Below are 14322 nucleotides of genomic sequence, written 5' to 3'. Positions count from 1 at the left end.
ATAAGGGAGACACGCCTAACGAAGACAGGACATGCGGGTGAAGGAAGCCAAGAAGCGCGGTTCGCGGGTTGACGCCAAACCTGAAGTCAAAGCCACGCGAATTCGACGCATGGGACGACCGCCAAGCAAAAGAGCGGGCGAGATAGAGGAAGCGATTCTATCTGCTGCGAAGGACCTGTTCCTGTCGCTTGGGTATGAAGCGACGTCGATGGAAGCGGTCGCGCAGATGGCGTGTGTCTCCAAGCGGACCCTCTATATCCGCCATTCCACCAAGGAGGCCTTGATAAAGGCTGTTGTGGAGGATCGCGTCCGCAGCTGGTCCAAGGAAGCAAGTGCGCGGAACAGCGAGGCGCCGGAGAAATTTCCCGACAGCCTGAAGCGACATGCGCAAACCTTTGTGCACATGCTGGCTAACCCTGAAGTGCGCCAGTTTGATCGGCTGATATTGACGACCGCTCATCGTTTCCCCGAGATTGCTGAAACTTTCTATGACGTCGGCTACAAGTACGAGCTCGGCTTTCTCACCAATGAAATCATCAGAGGAACGCAGGACGATGCTGTACCGCCCAGGGATCCCAGACGCGTAGCGCTGCAGCTGTTGAGCATGATCCAGGGATGGCGCAGGACCGAGGAAACGGTACGCACGATCAGCGCTGAAGAGGCGGCGGAATTTGCGTCCCAGGCGGTCGATGTGCTTCTGCGCGGCAGGGACATTTGGTAGAGTATAGGCGGGCCTTGAGGCGGCTGGCCGGGGCTGTGATAGCCGACCAGCCGCCTGAAGCTTACTTGGACTTCAGTTTGGCCAGGTCCGCGTCAACCTCGGCAAGCACCTTGTCGGTGATCTGATCCGGCGAATATTGCTGAACGTCCTTCAGCGTCATCGACCGAGCCATGTCGACCTGGTCGTTGGTGGTCATGCCGGGGATATGCTTTTCCAGAACGGCCTTTGCAGCCGGATCGTCAAGTAACGCGCCAATTTCCGTAGTCGAGCTCGAATAGGCCATCTGGGCAAGCGCGGGCATAGGCGACATCGCGAAAACCGCCGCAACCAGGATCAGTTTCTTCATCTTCTTCTCTCCATCAAGGTGGCAACGCTCTAGCAGGATTCCGCTAGAATGCAACGAGACTGTTTACTTCTTTCGTCATAAAGGGCTATGCCTTGCCAGCTGCTGAACAAGGTTGACCAAGGGTGAGGTGATGAAGGCGATCGCGAAGCGGAAGATGCTCCGGGTACTTGCTGTGCTCGCGGCCGCCCTGATCCTCGTGTTGGTAGGCCTTTCCCTGATGTTCATGAGCGCTGTGGGGCCTGCTAATTTTGGCCGGTTGGTGCTGGGTATCGGCAGCAGCTATGACAAGACTCCGCCGCAATTGCCCGCTCAGCTTCCCGGCCCTGCCATTCTCATCTTTTCCAAGACGAACGGATTTCGCGACGACGCGCAGATCGTTGCCGCAAACCGCGCGCTGGAGGAAATCGCGCGCCAGCACGGCTGGGGCAGCTATACGACCGAGAACGCGGCTATTTTCAATCCGGGGCAACTTCGACGCTTCAAAGCTGTAATATGGAATAGCGTGAGCGGCGACGTGCTAACCACGGAACAGCGCGAAGCCTTCCGCACGTGGCTCGAAAAGGGCGGTGGCTTTGTCGGGCTGCACGGTGCGGGCGGCGATCCGCAATATGCGTGGCGATGGTATGTCTATGAGCTGATCGGAACCCAGTTCATCGGCCATATCATGGACCCACAATTTCAGACGGCGACGCTCAACGTCGAGGATCGTGACCATCCCGCAACCCGCCATCTGGGCCGGACGTGGCGCCGCACCGACGAATGGTATTCCTTCGCGACCAACCCGCGCGACAAGGGTTACCATATTCTTGTGACGATCGATGAGCGGACCTACCGCCCCGAAGAAAAGCTGTTGCCGTTCACCAGGCCAAAGAACATCCGCATGGGTGCCGATCATCCGATGGTCTGGACGCATTGCGTGAAGGACGGCCGGGCATTTTATTCCGCACTGGGGCACGCGGCTTCCACTTACCAGGAGCCGCAGCATCGCGAAATGATTGCTGGAGCGATTGGCTGGGCTGCAGGGCTGGAAGGGCCGGGCTGCGCCGGCGGCAAGGAAACAACCTCATAATCAGCGGTCTGCCGACCACATGCATTTCTCATTGGAGTTGTCCGAAAAATGTTGCGCGATACCAATATCAGCCGCAGGTCTGTCCTGATCAGCTCCGCCTGCATGTTCGCATGGCAGGCCTCGGGCATTCCGGCGGCGATGGCCGCTGTTCGCCGTCCGCTTTCCAGCCGGATCACGTCGCTGATCGCGCAGATGACGATCGAAGAAAAGGCGGGGCAGCTCACGCTCATGCCTACGCCTTGGACGTCAGCCGCGGCGGCCAAGATCAATCCAGAAGCCGCCTTGCGCAACGTCGAGAATTTGACGGGCGACGCGCATGCCGGGCGGCTGGGCGGCGTGTTCAACGGTTTCGGAGTGGAAGCGCATCGCAAGCTTCAGGCGGCCGCCATGAAGGGGCGTCTTGGCATTCCAATGATCTTCGCGGGGGATGTGATCCACGGCTATCGCACGGTTTTTCCGGTGCCCCTTGGCGAAGCGGCAAGCTTCGACCCAGACCTTGCCGAGCGCACCGCCCGTGCGGCGGCGGTCGAAATGGCGGCGACCGGTATCGATTGGGTTTTCGCGCCGATGGTGGATATAGGGCGCGACGCGCGCTGGGGCCGAACGGTCGAAGGCGCGGGGGAGGATGTGCTGCTGTCACGCGACATGGCTCGTGCCCGGACGCGAGGCTTCCAGGGCCGGTCTCTTGCCGATGACGCGTCGGTCGCAGCCTGCATGAAGCATTTTGTGGCTTATGGGGCCGCGGAAAGCGGGGTGGACTATAATACGGCGGACATTTCAGAACGCACGCTGCGCGAAGTCTATCTGCCACCCTTCCAGGCTGCCGTGGATGCAGGCTGCGCCACCGTCATGGCCGCATTCGAGGATATTGCGGGCCGCCCCGTCCATGGCAGCCGCGAGTTCCTGACCGACATATTGCGCGGCGAGATGGGTTTCGACGGACTGGTCGTCGGCGACTATAACGGCGATGTCGAAATCGCAGCGCGCGGCCTTGCGGCCGACGCGCGCGACGCCGCGCGGATCGCCATCATGGCAGGGCTCGACATGAGCATGGCCAGCGGCATCTATCGGGATCATCTGCCTTCGCTGGTGCAAGCGGGGGAAGTGCCGATGGAGCGGGTAGACGAGGCGGTCGGCCGCGTCCTCGCGCTCAAGGAAAGGCTCGGCCTGTTCGAAGATCCTTTCCGCCGCATGGACCTCCAGCGGCAGCAGGCGCGCATGCGCACCAAGCCGGCGCTCTCGCTTGCACGCGAGGCGGCCCAACGTTCCATCGTCATGCTGAAGAATGAAGGGGACCTTCTGCCTCTGCCGCGCAAGGGCAAGCGCATTGCGATCATCGGCCCCTTTGCGGAAGGACCCAGCAATCTGCACGGCCCTTGGACGCTGTTCGCCGACAACAAGGAAGCGGTCGATCTAGCCAGCGCCGTGCGGTCCGCGGTCAACGACCCTTCGCTCGTTACCGTGGTGAAGGGTAGCGAGATCACGGCGCCGACTGACGGCGGCCTCGATGCAGCCGTGGCCGCCGCCCGCGCGGCGGATATCATCATCCTCGCCATTGGCGAACGCGAAGCGATGTCGGGCGAAGGCGCGTCGCGCGATCTGATCGTGGTCCCAGCCCCGCAACAGGCTCTGGCCGAGGCAGTGGCCGCGACGGGTAAGCCGATGGTCGTCGCCCTGCGCAACGGCCGCGCACTCGCGCTGGAGGGCGCGATCCTTAATGCCCCGGCGATCCTCGTCACGTGGTTCCTGGGTTCGGAAATGGGCAATGCCGTCGCAGATATCCTGTTCGGAGCTACAGGACCATCGGGGCGCCTCCCCGTCAGCTTTCCTATTTCGGCGGGGCAGGTGCCTTATTATTACGCGCATCGCCGGCCGGGCCGTCCGGCCAACGCGCGATATATTACATCGAAATATGAGGCGCGGTTTCCGTTCGGCCATGGTCTGACCTATGGGAAAATGAGCTATGCCGATCTTATATTGTCGTCCAAGCAGATCCCGAAGGATGGCCGGTTACGGGTGACGGTGACGGTCAAGAATGAAGGCAAATATGCGGCCAAGGAATTGGTGCAGCTATATGTGCAGGATGTCGTTGCAAGCGTCGCCCAACCGATACGGGAGCTCAAGGCTTATAAGCATGTTGATCTGGCGCCGGGCCGTTCGCAGCAGGTCACATTTGACCTCGCGATCACTGATCTTGCCTTTCTCGGTGTTGATCTGAAGCCCGTCATCGAAGCCGGCAAGTTCAAGCTGTGGATATCGCCATCCGCCGACGCTGCCGGTCTCGCCGGAGAGTTCGAGGTGTTGTGATCTCGCCCGCCTACGCCCGTACGCTTCAGTCCGGCAATGGTGTCGCCATCGATCTCGATATGGATCGCGACCAACGCCTGGCCCGCCACGGAGACCACTGGCCCCAGGGGCTTGCAGCGCCACCCGAAAGTCATGATCTGCTCGGACCAGGCTGGCGCAGCCACACCGGTAAAGCCAGTCAGGTCATGCGCGAGCCCATATTCCGCCAGGGCGGTCACGAGCTGATTGCGTGCAAGGCGCCGCGCCGCCCCTCGGTGATGCCGGCTCAGGCAGAAGCGCGTGATCTCCCGGACCGCCGGCCCCGAGGGCGGCGGCGCCGCGCAAAGCATGGGGAAGCATGCGGAGAGAAGATGGTCCGTGTCGGTTGGGAGTAGGCGCGCCGAGGCGCGGTGCGCACCGTCCCGGTCGGTGAGTATCACATATTCAGCGCCGGGGCCGTCAAACTGATCAAGCTCATATTCCCCGGCCAGGACGGGCAGGTCCCAGCCCAGCAAATCGATGAACACTTCCTTGCGGGCCCTGAACATCGCGCGCATCGCCGCGCCTTCTGCGCCGTAAATCATGCTTTTGTTCGAATGTTCGAACATGTCCACCTCCCATGTTGGAGAGCGAAGCGGACCAGATCAGCCGAAAAACGGCCATACCTGGATATTGGTATAGCGCTCACCTCGAGATGCTCTGGCGCGGATGCCTGCCGATTCGGCCTCGACCTTCAGAGCATCGTCTGGCACCTCGAAGTCCCGAAATTTCCTGATGAAAGGGTAACAATGACCGGAACCGAATTGATCGAGGCTGTCGCGGCGGCGCAGGGCGTGACGAAGGCTGACGTCAAGAAGATCATTGACGCCGCATTGGCCGCCATTGCCGATGCGGCCGTCCGCGGCGATGAAGTGTCGCTGGCTGGCTTCGGCAAGTTCAAGATCAAGCAGAGCGCCGCGCGCGAAGGCAAGAATCCGCGTACGGGGGAAAGCATGACCATCGCAGCTTCCAAGAAAGTCAGTTTCCAGCCGGCCAAGGCCCTCAAGGACAGGGTCAACGGCTGACAGTTCAAGCGTCCGGGGCATCCTCGCCGTGCGGCACAATGTCCCGGGCAATCTCTTCGCTGAGACGGGAGCCCCGCTCGAGCCGACGCGTCAGCGCCTCGACAAACGACTCCCAACGCGCCTTGCCCACGGCGCGCCCCGACGCCGAGGCCTCGTCGGGCAGAGGAGCCGTGTGGATCAGCCAGGTGCGAATGAAGAGCGCGAGCGTCTCTGCCACGACATCGCTGCGCCAGGCGGCCCGATCATATTGCCGGGTCAGCCGATCCAAGCGGCGGCTGATGGCCGCCTCTATCCGGTCAGAGCCATCGGGAGAAAAATAGCTGGCGAGCGCCCGGGCTACCGCATCGGACTGCGATATCCGCTTCATGCGCGCGAATTCGCTGAGCTGCCGGGACTGGCCGGGCGCGAGCCGGATCGTGTGCCTAATGGTCTGACGGCTCATATCTCTATTCCATCCTTGGGATCCATGGATGCCTGTCGTGCGGCGCGCGCCGCACGCCGCGCCAAAGCTTCGCGTGCGAGGCTTGCGTCGTCAGGCGCATCGTCGAACAGAAATTCATTTCGGACCTGTGCGGGCCTCTTTGAGGGCGCCACATCTTCATGCATGCCCAGCTTGTCAATCGGCACCGGATATTCACCCCTGATAAGCGCCCAACATTGACCCCCTGATAGTGTGCCAGGATCGTCGGCATGGGGGTGAGGCGGCGGAGGGCGTAGCCCGGAGCCGGCTCACCCCCATGCCGATGGCGTTTCTCCTGGCCTATCAGGCAGCTTCGCGGTTCTTGAAGCGCCAGCTCTCGTTACCGGTTTCGATGATATCGCAATGGTGCGTCAGCCGGTCGAGCAACGCGGTGGTCATCTTGGCGTCGCCGAACACCGAGGGCCATTCGCCGAACGCGAGGTTGGTGGTCACCATGATCGAGGTTTGCTCGTAGAGCCGGCTGACCAGGTGGAACAGCAACTGACCGCCAGACAGTGCGAACGGCAGATAGCCCAGCTCGTCGAGGATCACCAGGTCGAGCCGGGACAGATGATCGGCAATGCGCCCTGCTTTTCCGGCGCGGGTTTCAGCTTCGAGCCGGTTCACCAGGTCGATGGTGTTGTAATATCGGACCCTGGCGCCGGTGCGCACGCAGGAGCGCCCGATCGCAATGGCAAGGTGGGTTTTCCCGGTCCCGGTTCCTCCGACCAGCACGGCATTGCGCTGGTTGGCCAGGAAGGCGCCGGTCGCCAGATCGCGCACCAGTCCCTCATTGATCGGCGTATCGGCAAAGTCGAACGCCGTAATTTCCTTGGCCAGCGGCAGCTTGGCGATCGTCATCTGATATTTGATCGAGCGCGCCTGTTTTTCGTCGATCTCGGCCTTCAGCAGATCGCCGACCACGCGGCTTGGGCCATGCTGTCGCTTTACCGCATCGGCGATCACCTCATCATAGGCGTGCCGCATGCCCGCGAGCTTGAGCGTCCCCATCATCTCCAGGATCTCGTGGCGTTCCATAGAACCTCCTCAGGCTATCGTAACGGGCGCAGTCGGCGACGGGCTCGTGATGAAGCCGGAGCGCCTCGGGCGTAGCGATGGTCAGCGGCGCCGATGGCTGGCGCTGACGGGTCAGGATATTGAGCACAACGTCGCGGCTGACGGTGCCACCGATCAGCGCCTCGGCGCAGGCGGCTTCCACGGCATCAAGCCCGTCGCTCAGGACCGCCGTCAGGATGCCGACCATCTGGCGGTCGCCATCAGCATGGCCACCAAGGCGGCGGCGTACCCGCTCGATTGCTGGCGGAAGCAACCAGTCCTTGAACGGCGCGCCGTTGCGCAGCGCGCCAGGCTTTCTCGCCAGCACAGGGACGTAATGCCAGGGATCATAGATCGTCTGCTCACGGCCGAACCGGCGGACATGTTCGCCGACTATCTCGCCTTCCTGCCGGATGACGACGCGATCGGCATAAGCATGGATGTCCACCGGTCGCCCCGCCGCCGATGCATGCACCGAGTATTTGTTATAGTCGAACCGCACCAGCAGCGTCTTTGATACCGACGCGGGCAGAGCGTGGAAGCCGTCGAACGGCCCGCGATAGGCGATCAGGGCGGGACGGTCCGCAGTCTCGAACACCTCCCAGACTGTGCGGTCCTTCAACTCGGGATGGGCGGCATGCTTCGACCGCGCCACACAGCGATCCTCCAGCCATGCGTTCATCTCGGCGTAGCTCCTGAACCGCAGCCGGGGTGTGAAGAAGCGTTCACGCACCAGGCCCACCTGATTCTCGACCTGGCCTTTCTCCCACCCCGATGCCGGCGTGCAGGCAACCGGCTCGACCAGATAATGTCCGCACATCTGCTGGAAGCGGCGATTATATTGCCGCTCGCGACCGGCAAAGATCGCATCGACCGCCGTCTTCATGTTGTCGTAGATGCCGCGCTGGCAGGCCCCGCCGAAGAAGGCAAACGCCTTGTCGTGCGCATCGAAGACCATCTCCTGGCTCTCGCGCGGATAGGCACGCACGTAAAACATCCGGCTATGACAAAGCCGCATGTGCGCGACCTTCACGGTGGTCGTCGCCCCGGCAATGACGACGATCTCATGGCTCCAGTCGAACTGGTAAGCTTCACCAGGTGCGAAGCTCAGCGGCACATAGGCTCCCGCCGTCACCGCTGAGCGCTCGCGATGCCAGTTTGCCGCGTACCGTCGGACCGCGTCATAGCCGCCACGATAGCCAAGACCCTGCAGCTCCTCGAACAACCTGACCATCGTCAGCCGCTCGCGCCGGGCCTTGCGGTCGTTCGCCTCCAGAAGCCTGTTCAGATCCGAAGCCCAAGGCCCCAACTTCGGCAAGGGCTGCACGCTGCGTTCGTATGTGAAAGCCGTCTCGCCCGAGCGCAGCACCTTGCGAACCGTATTCCGCGACACGCCAAGGTCTCGCACAATCTCCTTGATCGACTTGCCCTTAACGAAAAACTCGCGCCGGATGCGCGCTACCGTCTCCACGATCAGCATCTCCCACCCGCTCCCGCAGCAAAGTGCAAGAGCGTGAACCGCAATCGTTCAGGGGGTCAACTTTGGACGCCTATCACCCCAGAACTGGGGTCAACATTGCAGGCTTATTCACACCCAGCTCCGGTTCTCGTCTGATTCCCCCATTAGCTGTGTCGGTCGTAGGTCCGTGTGATATCGGCGGAGCCAACGGCCGACTGGGCGCTTGCATCGACCAGTCGTCCCTCACTGCGCCGGGGACTTGTTCGGGCTCTAATCTGGGTGGGGGCAGAATGCGCGCCCGGAAGCGGGGATCGGAATAGTAGCGCGCCTTCTTGGCCCGGATCGGCGGCGAGCCAGCGACCATGACGATCTCGTCCCCAGGTGGCAGTTGCATGATTTCTCCGGGGGTCAGCAACTGGCGGGCCGTCTCGCTGCGCGACACCATCAGATGGCCGAGCCAGGGCGAGAGTCTGTGGCCGGCATAATTTTTCATGGCCCGCATCTCTGTCGCCGTTCCCAAGGCATCGGAAACACGCCGGGCCGTCCGCTCGTCATTGGTGGCGAAGCAGACGCGGACATGGCAATTATCCAGGATCGCGTTGTTCGCGCCATAGGCCTTCTCGATCTGGTTAAGGCTCTGGGCGATGAGGACGCTCTTGATCCCGTAGCCCGCCATGAACGCGAGGGCGCTTTCGAAAAAATCGAGCCTGCCGAGCGCCGGAAACTCGTCGAGCATCAGGAGCAGCCGCTGGCGCCGTCCGCCACTGTCGAGGTCTTCAGTGAGCCGCCGCCCGATCTGGTTGAGGATGAGACGGATGAGCGGTTTCGTCCGGCTGATGTCCGATGGTGGAACCACGAGGTAGAGCGTCGTCGGGACTGGACCAACAAGATCGGCAATGCGCCAGTCGCAGCGGGCGGTAACCTTGGCGACAACAGGGTCGCGGTACAGCCCCAGGAACGACATCGCCGTCGAGAGGACACCCGACCTTTCATTCTCGCTCTTGTTGAGCAACTCGCGCGCGGCGCTGGCAACGACGGGATGGACGCCCTCCTTGCCAAGGTGGGGCGTGGTCATCATCATCCGCAGCGTCTTCTCGATCGACCGTCCGGGATCGGACAGAAGCCCGGCGACACCGGCGAGCGATTTGTCGGGTTCGGCATAGAGCACATGGAGAATGGCTCCAACGAGCAGCGAATGGCTGGTCTTCTCCCAATGGTTTCGGCGTTCGAGCGAGCCCTCCGGGTCCACCAGCACATCAGCGACATTCTGGACGTCACGCACTTCCCCAGGGCCCCGCCGGATCTCCAGCAGGGGATTATAGGCGCTGGAGTCAGGCGATGTCGGGTCGAACCGCAGCACGCGGCCGTGCCGGCTCCGAAAACCGGAGGTGAGTTGCCAATTTTCCCCCTTGATGTCGTGAACCACGCAGCTGTTAGGCCAGCAAAGCAGCGTCGGAATGACAAGACCTACGCCCTTGCCGGACCGGGTGGGCGCAAAGCAGAGAACATGCTCTGGGCCGTCATGACGCAGATAGTCACCGGCGCTACGGCCAAGGACCACGCCATGGGGCGAGAGCAGGCCTGCGGCCCGGATGTCCCTCTGGCTTGCCCAGCGCGCCGATCCGTAGGTTTCGGCGATCCGGGCTTCCCGCGCCCGCCAAACCGACATCGCGATGGCCGCGCAAACGGAAAGCAGGCTGCCTGAGGCTGCGATCCACGCGCCGGTCACGAATATCTCTGGCGCGTAGGCGTCGTAGCTGAACCACCACCAGAAAAAGGCAGGCGGGGGATAGAGGGGATAGCCCGCGACCGCAAACCAGGGAGAGCCGAGCGCGTCCTGATATCCAAGTGCAAAAGCCGTCCATTGGGTCGCGCCCCACACGGCGCCGAGCGTGAGCAAGCAGACAAGGGCGACCTGACCCCATAGGATGCGCGTGGCTGACATGCGAACCTCCTTTCATCTCGGTTCAAAGGGAGAGGCTACGGGAGCGTCCGAGGGTCCACTCGACGCCACCGCCTGGCCGCATCGTCCCTGCGACATGCTCGCCGAGATGCGCGTCCAATGCTGGACGCCAGGGCACGAGCTGGAACCCCACGCCGTCATCGATCATCGCAAAGCGCCCCGAGGCGAGCGTCACGCGTTCGCGATAGGTGCCCGATATCAGTTCGCCTGCCGCTGCGGACTGCGGGGTGAGGCCCGATCGCTTGGCGATTGCGGCACCGGCTTCGGTAAGATCGCGCTCACGCAAATGGGCGAGAAGGCGAGGGGAGAACAGCAACTGACCTGCTTCTCGCCACGCCAGATTCTCGTTGATCAGATGATCGGCTCGCGCCGCCATTGCGACGCGCACCTCCCCGCCGAAGCCGCCTTGCGCTAGCGGCGCGTTGCCGATCAGCTGCCGGTCGAGCCAGGTAGCGCCGCGCGCGCTGATCTGTTCGCCAAGCGTGAGGTCGGAGCGAACGGCGAGCGCGGAGCGGGGCCTGCCATCGCGTCCCTCCCATCGCCGCAGTTCGACAATGGCGCCGGGCGGTGCATCGCCTGTCCACTCAAGATCGGAGAAGCGCAGATAATGGGCCCGGCCATCGACCCCTTCGACGATGGCGAAGGCGCTGCCCGACAGCTCGTCGGCAAGGCCGCGGGCGGCAAGGCGACCCATGACATGGCCCTGTGCCTGAGGCTCGTGCAGCGCAAAGTCTGTCGGACTGACCACGCGTCCGGCATGGGTCAGTGTTCGGTGCATCGTCTTGATGACGTCGCCGCGGAGACCAAGCTCCCGCAGCGTCGCTTCAAGGTCGGGGTTGATCGACCAGCAGGCTGGTGCCAGCGGTTCGGCGAGCCCCCATTTTTCCAGTTGCATGGCGCGGCCGATGAGCCGTTGCGCGTAGGCGCCCGGGCTCGCCTGTTGCCGCAGATCGAGCAATCCCGCTGTCTCTTGCGTGATCGAGAGGATCCGGCGATCAAGGCTTGTCCAATGCTCCGCGCCAACTTCCCGGTCGAGCGCCGCGGCAATGTCCAGATCGGAGCGGGGACCCAGTTCGAGCGTCACCCGGTTCTGCGCGCGAAGGCGCATGTCCTCGCGAATGTAACTGCGGCCGATCACGAGGTCGGTGCCGTCTTCGGCGACGCCTCGCAGCAGGATGTGGACGTGGGGATTATCGGTGTTCCAATGATCGATCGCGATCCAGTCCAGTCTGGTGTCGAGGTCGCTTGCGACGTCCGCCATCAGGTCCCGGGTGAAGCCGCGCAGGTCGTCCATTTCGGCGGCATCTTCGGGTGAGAGGATGAAGCGAAAATGGTGCCGGTCTTCGGCGCAGCGCTGCGCAAAGGCCTTGGTGTCGACGCCGTCGCCCGTCGCATCGAACATGTCTGGCTCCTGCCCCTCCTGGCTCACCCCCTCGCGCTGAAGGTAGGAGAGGTGACGGCTCATGGGTGCGGCGCGGAACCGAAGACCTTTGTGGCGGACGATCCGTGCCTTGATGATGACCCGCCGCGCATGAGGGTTCGCGCGGGTGGGGAGACCGGCGCGTGCGCCCCGCCCAGTCCAGCCGGTGCCGCTGCCCGCACGTCCCTTGGCCAGAAAGCCTGCCTTTGCCGCCGCACGGCGGACCTCGCCCATGAAGGAGAGGGGCCGGGCTCCGCTGTCGCGTGGTCCCGAAAGGCGGGGACGAAAGCTGTGGTCGTCCCTGGTCATCGGAGGCAGTTCCTGGGCTGGGCGGCCGGTGGCGTCGCCTTCATCATTGAAAATGCTGGGAAAACGGATCCTCCCGACGCTGCCGACAGGGAAGGACCGTCGCGGAAAATGCCTGTCTGACAACCCTTTAGCAGGGGTGTGACGTCACCCCTTTTATCTCGCCATGCGCTTTTCTCCCTCATGGCCGCCTGCTCCCCACAACGACAAAGAGGTCATGCCCGGGGGCTGCGCGAGAGAGCGCGGTCGGGGAAGGGAAGGGAGAAGCAGGCCCCGGCTCGTCAGCGCTCGTCGATCCGGCGGCCGCCCCACCGCGCGCGAATAGCCCGGACTGGCGCCAGTCGGGCGTGCTCCTTGCGCGCACAGGCAGCTCTTGGGTGGCGATGTGGGGAGAGAGCCGAGCGACATAGTCGCGGGTCTCTGCGGGAAGGGGGCGCCCCATCCGCAGCCATTGTTCATAGCGGCCAGGCCCCGCATTATAGGCGGCGAGCATGCCGTTTGGACCATAGCGATCCAGCATCTCGCGCAGATAGGCAGCGCCTGCCAATATGTTGTCGCGCGGATCAAAGGGGTCAGTTCCAAGACCGTAGCGGGCGCGCAGCGCGCGCCAGGTTCCCGGCATGATCTGCATGAGGCCGATGGCACCGGCGGGCGAGACGGCGGAAGGATTGCAGCGGCTTTCCTGGTCCATGACGGCCCAGATCCAGCGCTCCGGCAAAGCCGAGCGTGTCGCCGCTTCGGCAACATGGGTGCGCAAGCGAGACAGGCTAGCGCTGTCGCGACATGGCGGTTCCGTTGCGCTGGAGGGCGATGACTGCGGGAGAAGGATGAGCAAAGTGGCGACAGCGCGAGTGCCTGTTGGGTGCAGCCTCATGACGTGGCTCGGCTCCATGCTCCAGCGCCGATCCTGCTCGGCCAGGTGAGTAATGGCGTCGCTGTGCCTATGAGGCCGTCGCTGGCGATAGGCCCGAAATAGCGGCTGTCGAGGCTGTCGGGGGACTCGGCGTTGAGGAGGAATATCTGTCCCGGCCTCATGCGATGGCACCCTGTCCACACCGGCAGGGGTCGACCGAAGCGATCGGTTTCCAGAGCGAGCGCGACGGCCTTTCCCTCGACCCAGACCGTAGCGCCGGACCGGCATATCGTCTGGCCGGGCAGAGCCCTTACATGCTTGAGCAGCGGTACGCCCAGCGGCAGATAATGGCGGCGCGCCATCCATGTGGCGAGCGGCGCAGGCGGCGTGATGAATATCATGTCGGAAAGGCGCGGCGTACGGCCGGGGTGAATGCGGTAGAAGCCCGTGGGTGCGCTCGCGCTCGCATTCCATGCGAGGCGCGGAGCAATGTCGAAGAGCAGCGAAGAGGCCGGGCCAAGCGCCGCCAAAGCGGTCATGAGAAGAATGGAGCGCGCCTTCATCGCGATCGCTCCATCGCTGTCGAGCGGGCGACAAAGGCGGCGTGGCGTTCGCGCGAATAGAGGCGTGGCGGCAGGTCGGCGGCAAGCCGATTGTGCACATGGCGCCAGTGATCGGGCGCGGCGCTCCGCGGATCGATGCCAAGGCTTCTAATCGCGGCAATGGCTTCGAGCACGGCGGCGACCTTGGTCCAGCCCCGAACGCTGAGCAGAAGAACGCCGCCCGGCAGCACATGCGGAATCGTGGTATAGGCTTCATCGGCGCGGACGGTCAGGAAGATGTCGAGGCGCGATATCGATGTGCCGCGTCGGTCCAGCGAGCGGCGGCTCAGCGCTACGCACTCGCCTGGTGGAAAGCTCACGAAATGATCCTGTCGATCGGCGACAGCCTCATCCAGGGGCCGGCCGAAGAGCAGCTCGTCTTCGATCCGGCCCTCGATCCATTGCAGCTGGACGCGGGTCAGAGGCTCGCCGTGGCCAGCGACGTTACTGCCGCTTGCGAACAATGGGCGGCCGCCTTTTACGCGCGCGCGCCGTTTGACGGATGGACGCCACGTGGCGCTGTTCATCGGCATCGGAAAGAGGGAGCGGTCGCGCCGTGCGACGCCGGTCCGTGCTGCCCCAAGCGCCAGCCAGGCGGTTAGAAAGGATCGGCTGATCCTTTTATTAGCATGGTTAAGCCACTCGGCGGCGGCGGTTTTTCCGCGAGTCGCGCGGAAAACCTGTTTCCAATCGGCCGAGCTTCGCGTTTCCCTTAGG

General features: G+C 63.3%; 13 protein-coding genes and 2 pseudogenes. 5 read left to right on the top strand and 10 right to left on the bottom strand.

Annotated features, from left to right (window positions below; all coding sequences use genetic code 11):
• Positions 1–37: 37 nt before the first annotated feature.
• A complete protein-coding gene (locus tag ACZ5Y5_RS07235; RefSeq protein ID WP_464807980.1) occupies positions 38–721 on the top strand; it encodes a TetR/AcrR family transcriptional regulator in 684 nt (227 codons plus the stop codon).
• A 61-nt stretch (positions 722–782) separates the two neighbouring features.
• Here ACZ5Y5_RS07235 and ACZ5Y5_RS07230 read toward each other — a convergent pair whose 3' ends face one another.
• Positions 783–1067 (bottom strand): hypothetical protein, encoded by a 285-nt coding sequence (locus ACZ5Y5_RS07230; protein WP_464807979.1) that lies wholly within the window; start codon positions 1065–1067, stop codon positions 783–785.
• Positions 1068–1197: 130 nt separating this feature from the next.
• Here ACZ5Y5_RS07230 and ACZ5Y5_RS07225 point away from each other — a divergent pair, with 130 nt between their 5' ends.
• Positions 1198–2136 (top strand): ThuA domain-containing protein, encoded by a 939-nt coding sequence (locus ACZ5Y5_RS07225; protein ID WP_464807978.1) that lies wholly within the window; start codon positions 1198–1200, stop codon positions 2134–2136.
• A 48-nt stretch (positions 2137–2184) separates the two neighbouring features.
• Positions 2185–4443 (top strand): glycoside hydrolase family 3 N-terminal domain-containing protein, encoded by a 2259-nt coding sequence (locus tag ACZ5Y5_RS07220; RefSeq protein ID WP_464807977.1) that lies wholly within the window; start codon positions 2185–2187, stop codon positions 4441–4443.
• A 101-nt stretch (positions 4444–4544) separates the two neighbouring features.
• Here the strand turns inward: ACZ5Y5_RS07220 and ACZ5Y5_RS07215 are convergent.
• A pseudogene (locus ACZ5Y5_RS07215) lies at positions 4545–4970 on the bottom strand (acyl-homoserine-lactone synthase); the annotation flags it as partial.
• A 240-nt stretch (positions 4971–5210) separates the two neighbouring features.
• Between ACZ5Y5_RS07215 and ACZ5Y5_RS07210 the strand changes: the two are divergent.
• Complete coding sequence (locus ACZ5Y5_RS07210; protein WP_464807976.1) at positions 5211–5486, top strand: HU family DNA-binding protein; 276 nt, start codon at positions 5211–5213, stop codon at positions 5484–5486.
• Between the two features lie 4 nt (positions 5487–5490).
• On the opposite strand, the gene ACZ5Y5_RS07205 is transcribed toward ACZ5Y5_RS07210, so the two are convergent.
• The 8 genes and pseudogenes from ACZ5Y5_RS07205 to ACZ5Y5_RS07170 all read right to left on the bottom strand — a co-directional run bounded on the left by ACZ5Y5_RS07205 (position 5491) and on the right by ACZ5Y5_RS07170 (position 13979).
• The gene (locus ACZ5Y5_RS07205; RefSeq protein WP_464807975.1) at positions 5491–5928 is read right to left on the bottom strand and encodes a CopG family transcriptional regulator; all 438 of its coding nucleotides are present in this window, start codon (positions 5926–5928) and stop codon (positions 5491–5493) included.
• Positions 5929–6249: 321 nt separating this feature from the next.
• Positions 6250–6984: an IS21-like element helper ATPase IstB gene (gene istB, locus ACZ5Y5_RS07200; protein WP_031293458.1), complete on the bottom strand. Its 735-nt coding sequence runs from the start codon at positions 6982–6984 to the stop codon at positions 6250–6252.
• Positions 6917–8482 carry an IS21 family transposase gene (gene istA, locus ACZ5Y5_RS07195; protein WP_464807974.1) on the bottom strand — a complete coding sequence of 522 codons (1566 nt, stop codon included), beginning with the start codon at positions 8480–8482 and terminating at the stop codon, positions 6917–6919. Before istA ends, istB begins: the two co-directional genes overlap by 68 nt.
• Before the next feature lie 115 nt (positions 8483–8597).
• Positions 8598–10406, bottom strand: a pseudogene (locus ACZ5Y5_RS07190) (conjugal transfer protein TraG); the annotation flags it as partial.
• Positions 10407–10428: 22 nt separating this feature from the next.
• Entirely contained in the window at positions 10429–12153 is a 1725-nt protein-coding gene (locus ACZ5Y5_RS07185) for a relaxase/mobilization nuclease domain-containing protein (protein ID WP_464807973.1), read from the bottom strand.
• Positions 12154–12331: 178 nt separating this feature from the next.
• Positions 12332–12907 carry a lytic transglycosylase domain-containing protein gene (locus tag ACZ5Y5_RS07180; protein ID WP_464807972.1) on the bottom strand — a complete coding sequence of 192 codons (576 nt, stop codon included), beginning with the start codon at positions 12905–12907 and terminating at the stop codon, positions 12332–12334.
• Positions 12908–13020: 113 nt separating this feature from the next.
• Entirely contained in the window at positions 13021–13566 is a 546-nt protein-coding gene (locus ACZ5Y5_RS07175) for a S26 family signal peptidase (RefSeq protein WP_449472700.1), read from the bottom strand.
• Positions 13563–13979 (bottom strand): DUF2840 domain-containing protein, encoded by a 417-nt coding sequence (locus ACZ5Y5_RS07170; protein WP_464810500.1) that lies wholly within the window; start codon positions 13977–13979, stop codon positions 13563–13565. The genes ACZ5Y5_RS07175 and ACZ5Y5_RS07170 overlap by 4 nt, the downstream gene beginning before the upstream one ends.
• Here ACZ5Y5_RS07170 and ACZ5Y5_RS07165 point away from each other — a divergent pair.
• Complete coding sequence (locus ACZ5Y5_RS07165) at positions 13929–14207, top strand: hypothetical protein (RefSeq protein WP_464810555.1); 279 nt, start codon at positions 13929–13931, stop codon at positions 14205–14207. The genes ACZ5Y5_RS07170 and ACZ5Y5_RS07165 overlap by 51 nt on opposite strands.
• The last annotated feature ends 115 nt before the right edge of the window (positions 14208–14322 follow it).

This window comes from Sphingobium sp. TomTYG65 (assembly GCF_055395525.1).
The sequence above is the reverse complement of the archived record's forward strand: the minus strand, read 5'-3'. Positions and strand labels throughout refer to the sequence as shown.

Coding starts and splice junctions, on each gene's coding strand:
- ACZ5Y5_RS07205 (WP_464807975.1), bottom strand. CDS start 5,928: ATGAGCCGTCAGACCATTAGGCACACGATCCGGCTCGCGCCCGGCCAG.
- ACZ5Y5_RS07185 (WP_464807973.1), bottom strand. CDS start 12,153: ATGACCAGGGACGACCACAGCTTTCGTCCCCGCCTTTCGGGACCACGC.
- ACZ5Y5_RS07165 (WP_464810555.1), top strand. CDS start 13,929: ATGATCCTGTCGATCGGCGACAGCCTCATCCAGGGGCCGGCCGAAGAG.
- istB (WP_031293458.1), bottom strand. CDS start 6,984: ATGGAACGCCACGAGATCCTGGAGATGATGGGGACGCTCAAGCTCGCG.
- ACZ5Y5_RS07225 (WP_464807978.1), top strand. CDS start 1,198: ATGAAGGCGATCGCGAAGCGGAAGATGCTCCGGGTACTTGCTGTGCTC.
- ACZ5Y5_RS07175 (WP_449472700.1), bottom strand. CDS start 13,566: ATGAAGGCGCGCTCCATTCTTCTCATGACCGCTTTGGCGGCGCTTGGC.
- ACZ5Y5_RS07210 (WP_464807976.1), top strand. CDS start 5,211: ATGACCGGAACCGAATTGATCGAGGCTGTCGCGGCGGCGCAGGGCGTG.
- ACZ5Y5_RS07230 (WP_464807979.1), bottom strand. CDS start 1,067: ATGAAGAAACTGATCCTGGTTGCGGCGGTTTTCGCGATGTCGCCTATG.
- istA (WP_464807974.1), bottom strand. CDS start 8,482: ATGCTGATCGTGGAGACGGTAGCGCGCATCCGGCGCGAGTTTTTCGTT.
- ACZ5Y5_RS07220 (WP_464807977.1), top strand. CDS start 2,185: ATGTTGCGCGATACCAATATCAGCCGCAGGTCTGTCCTGATCAGCTCC.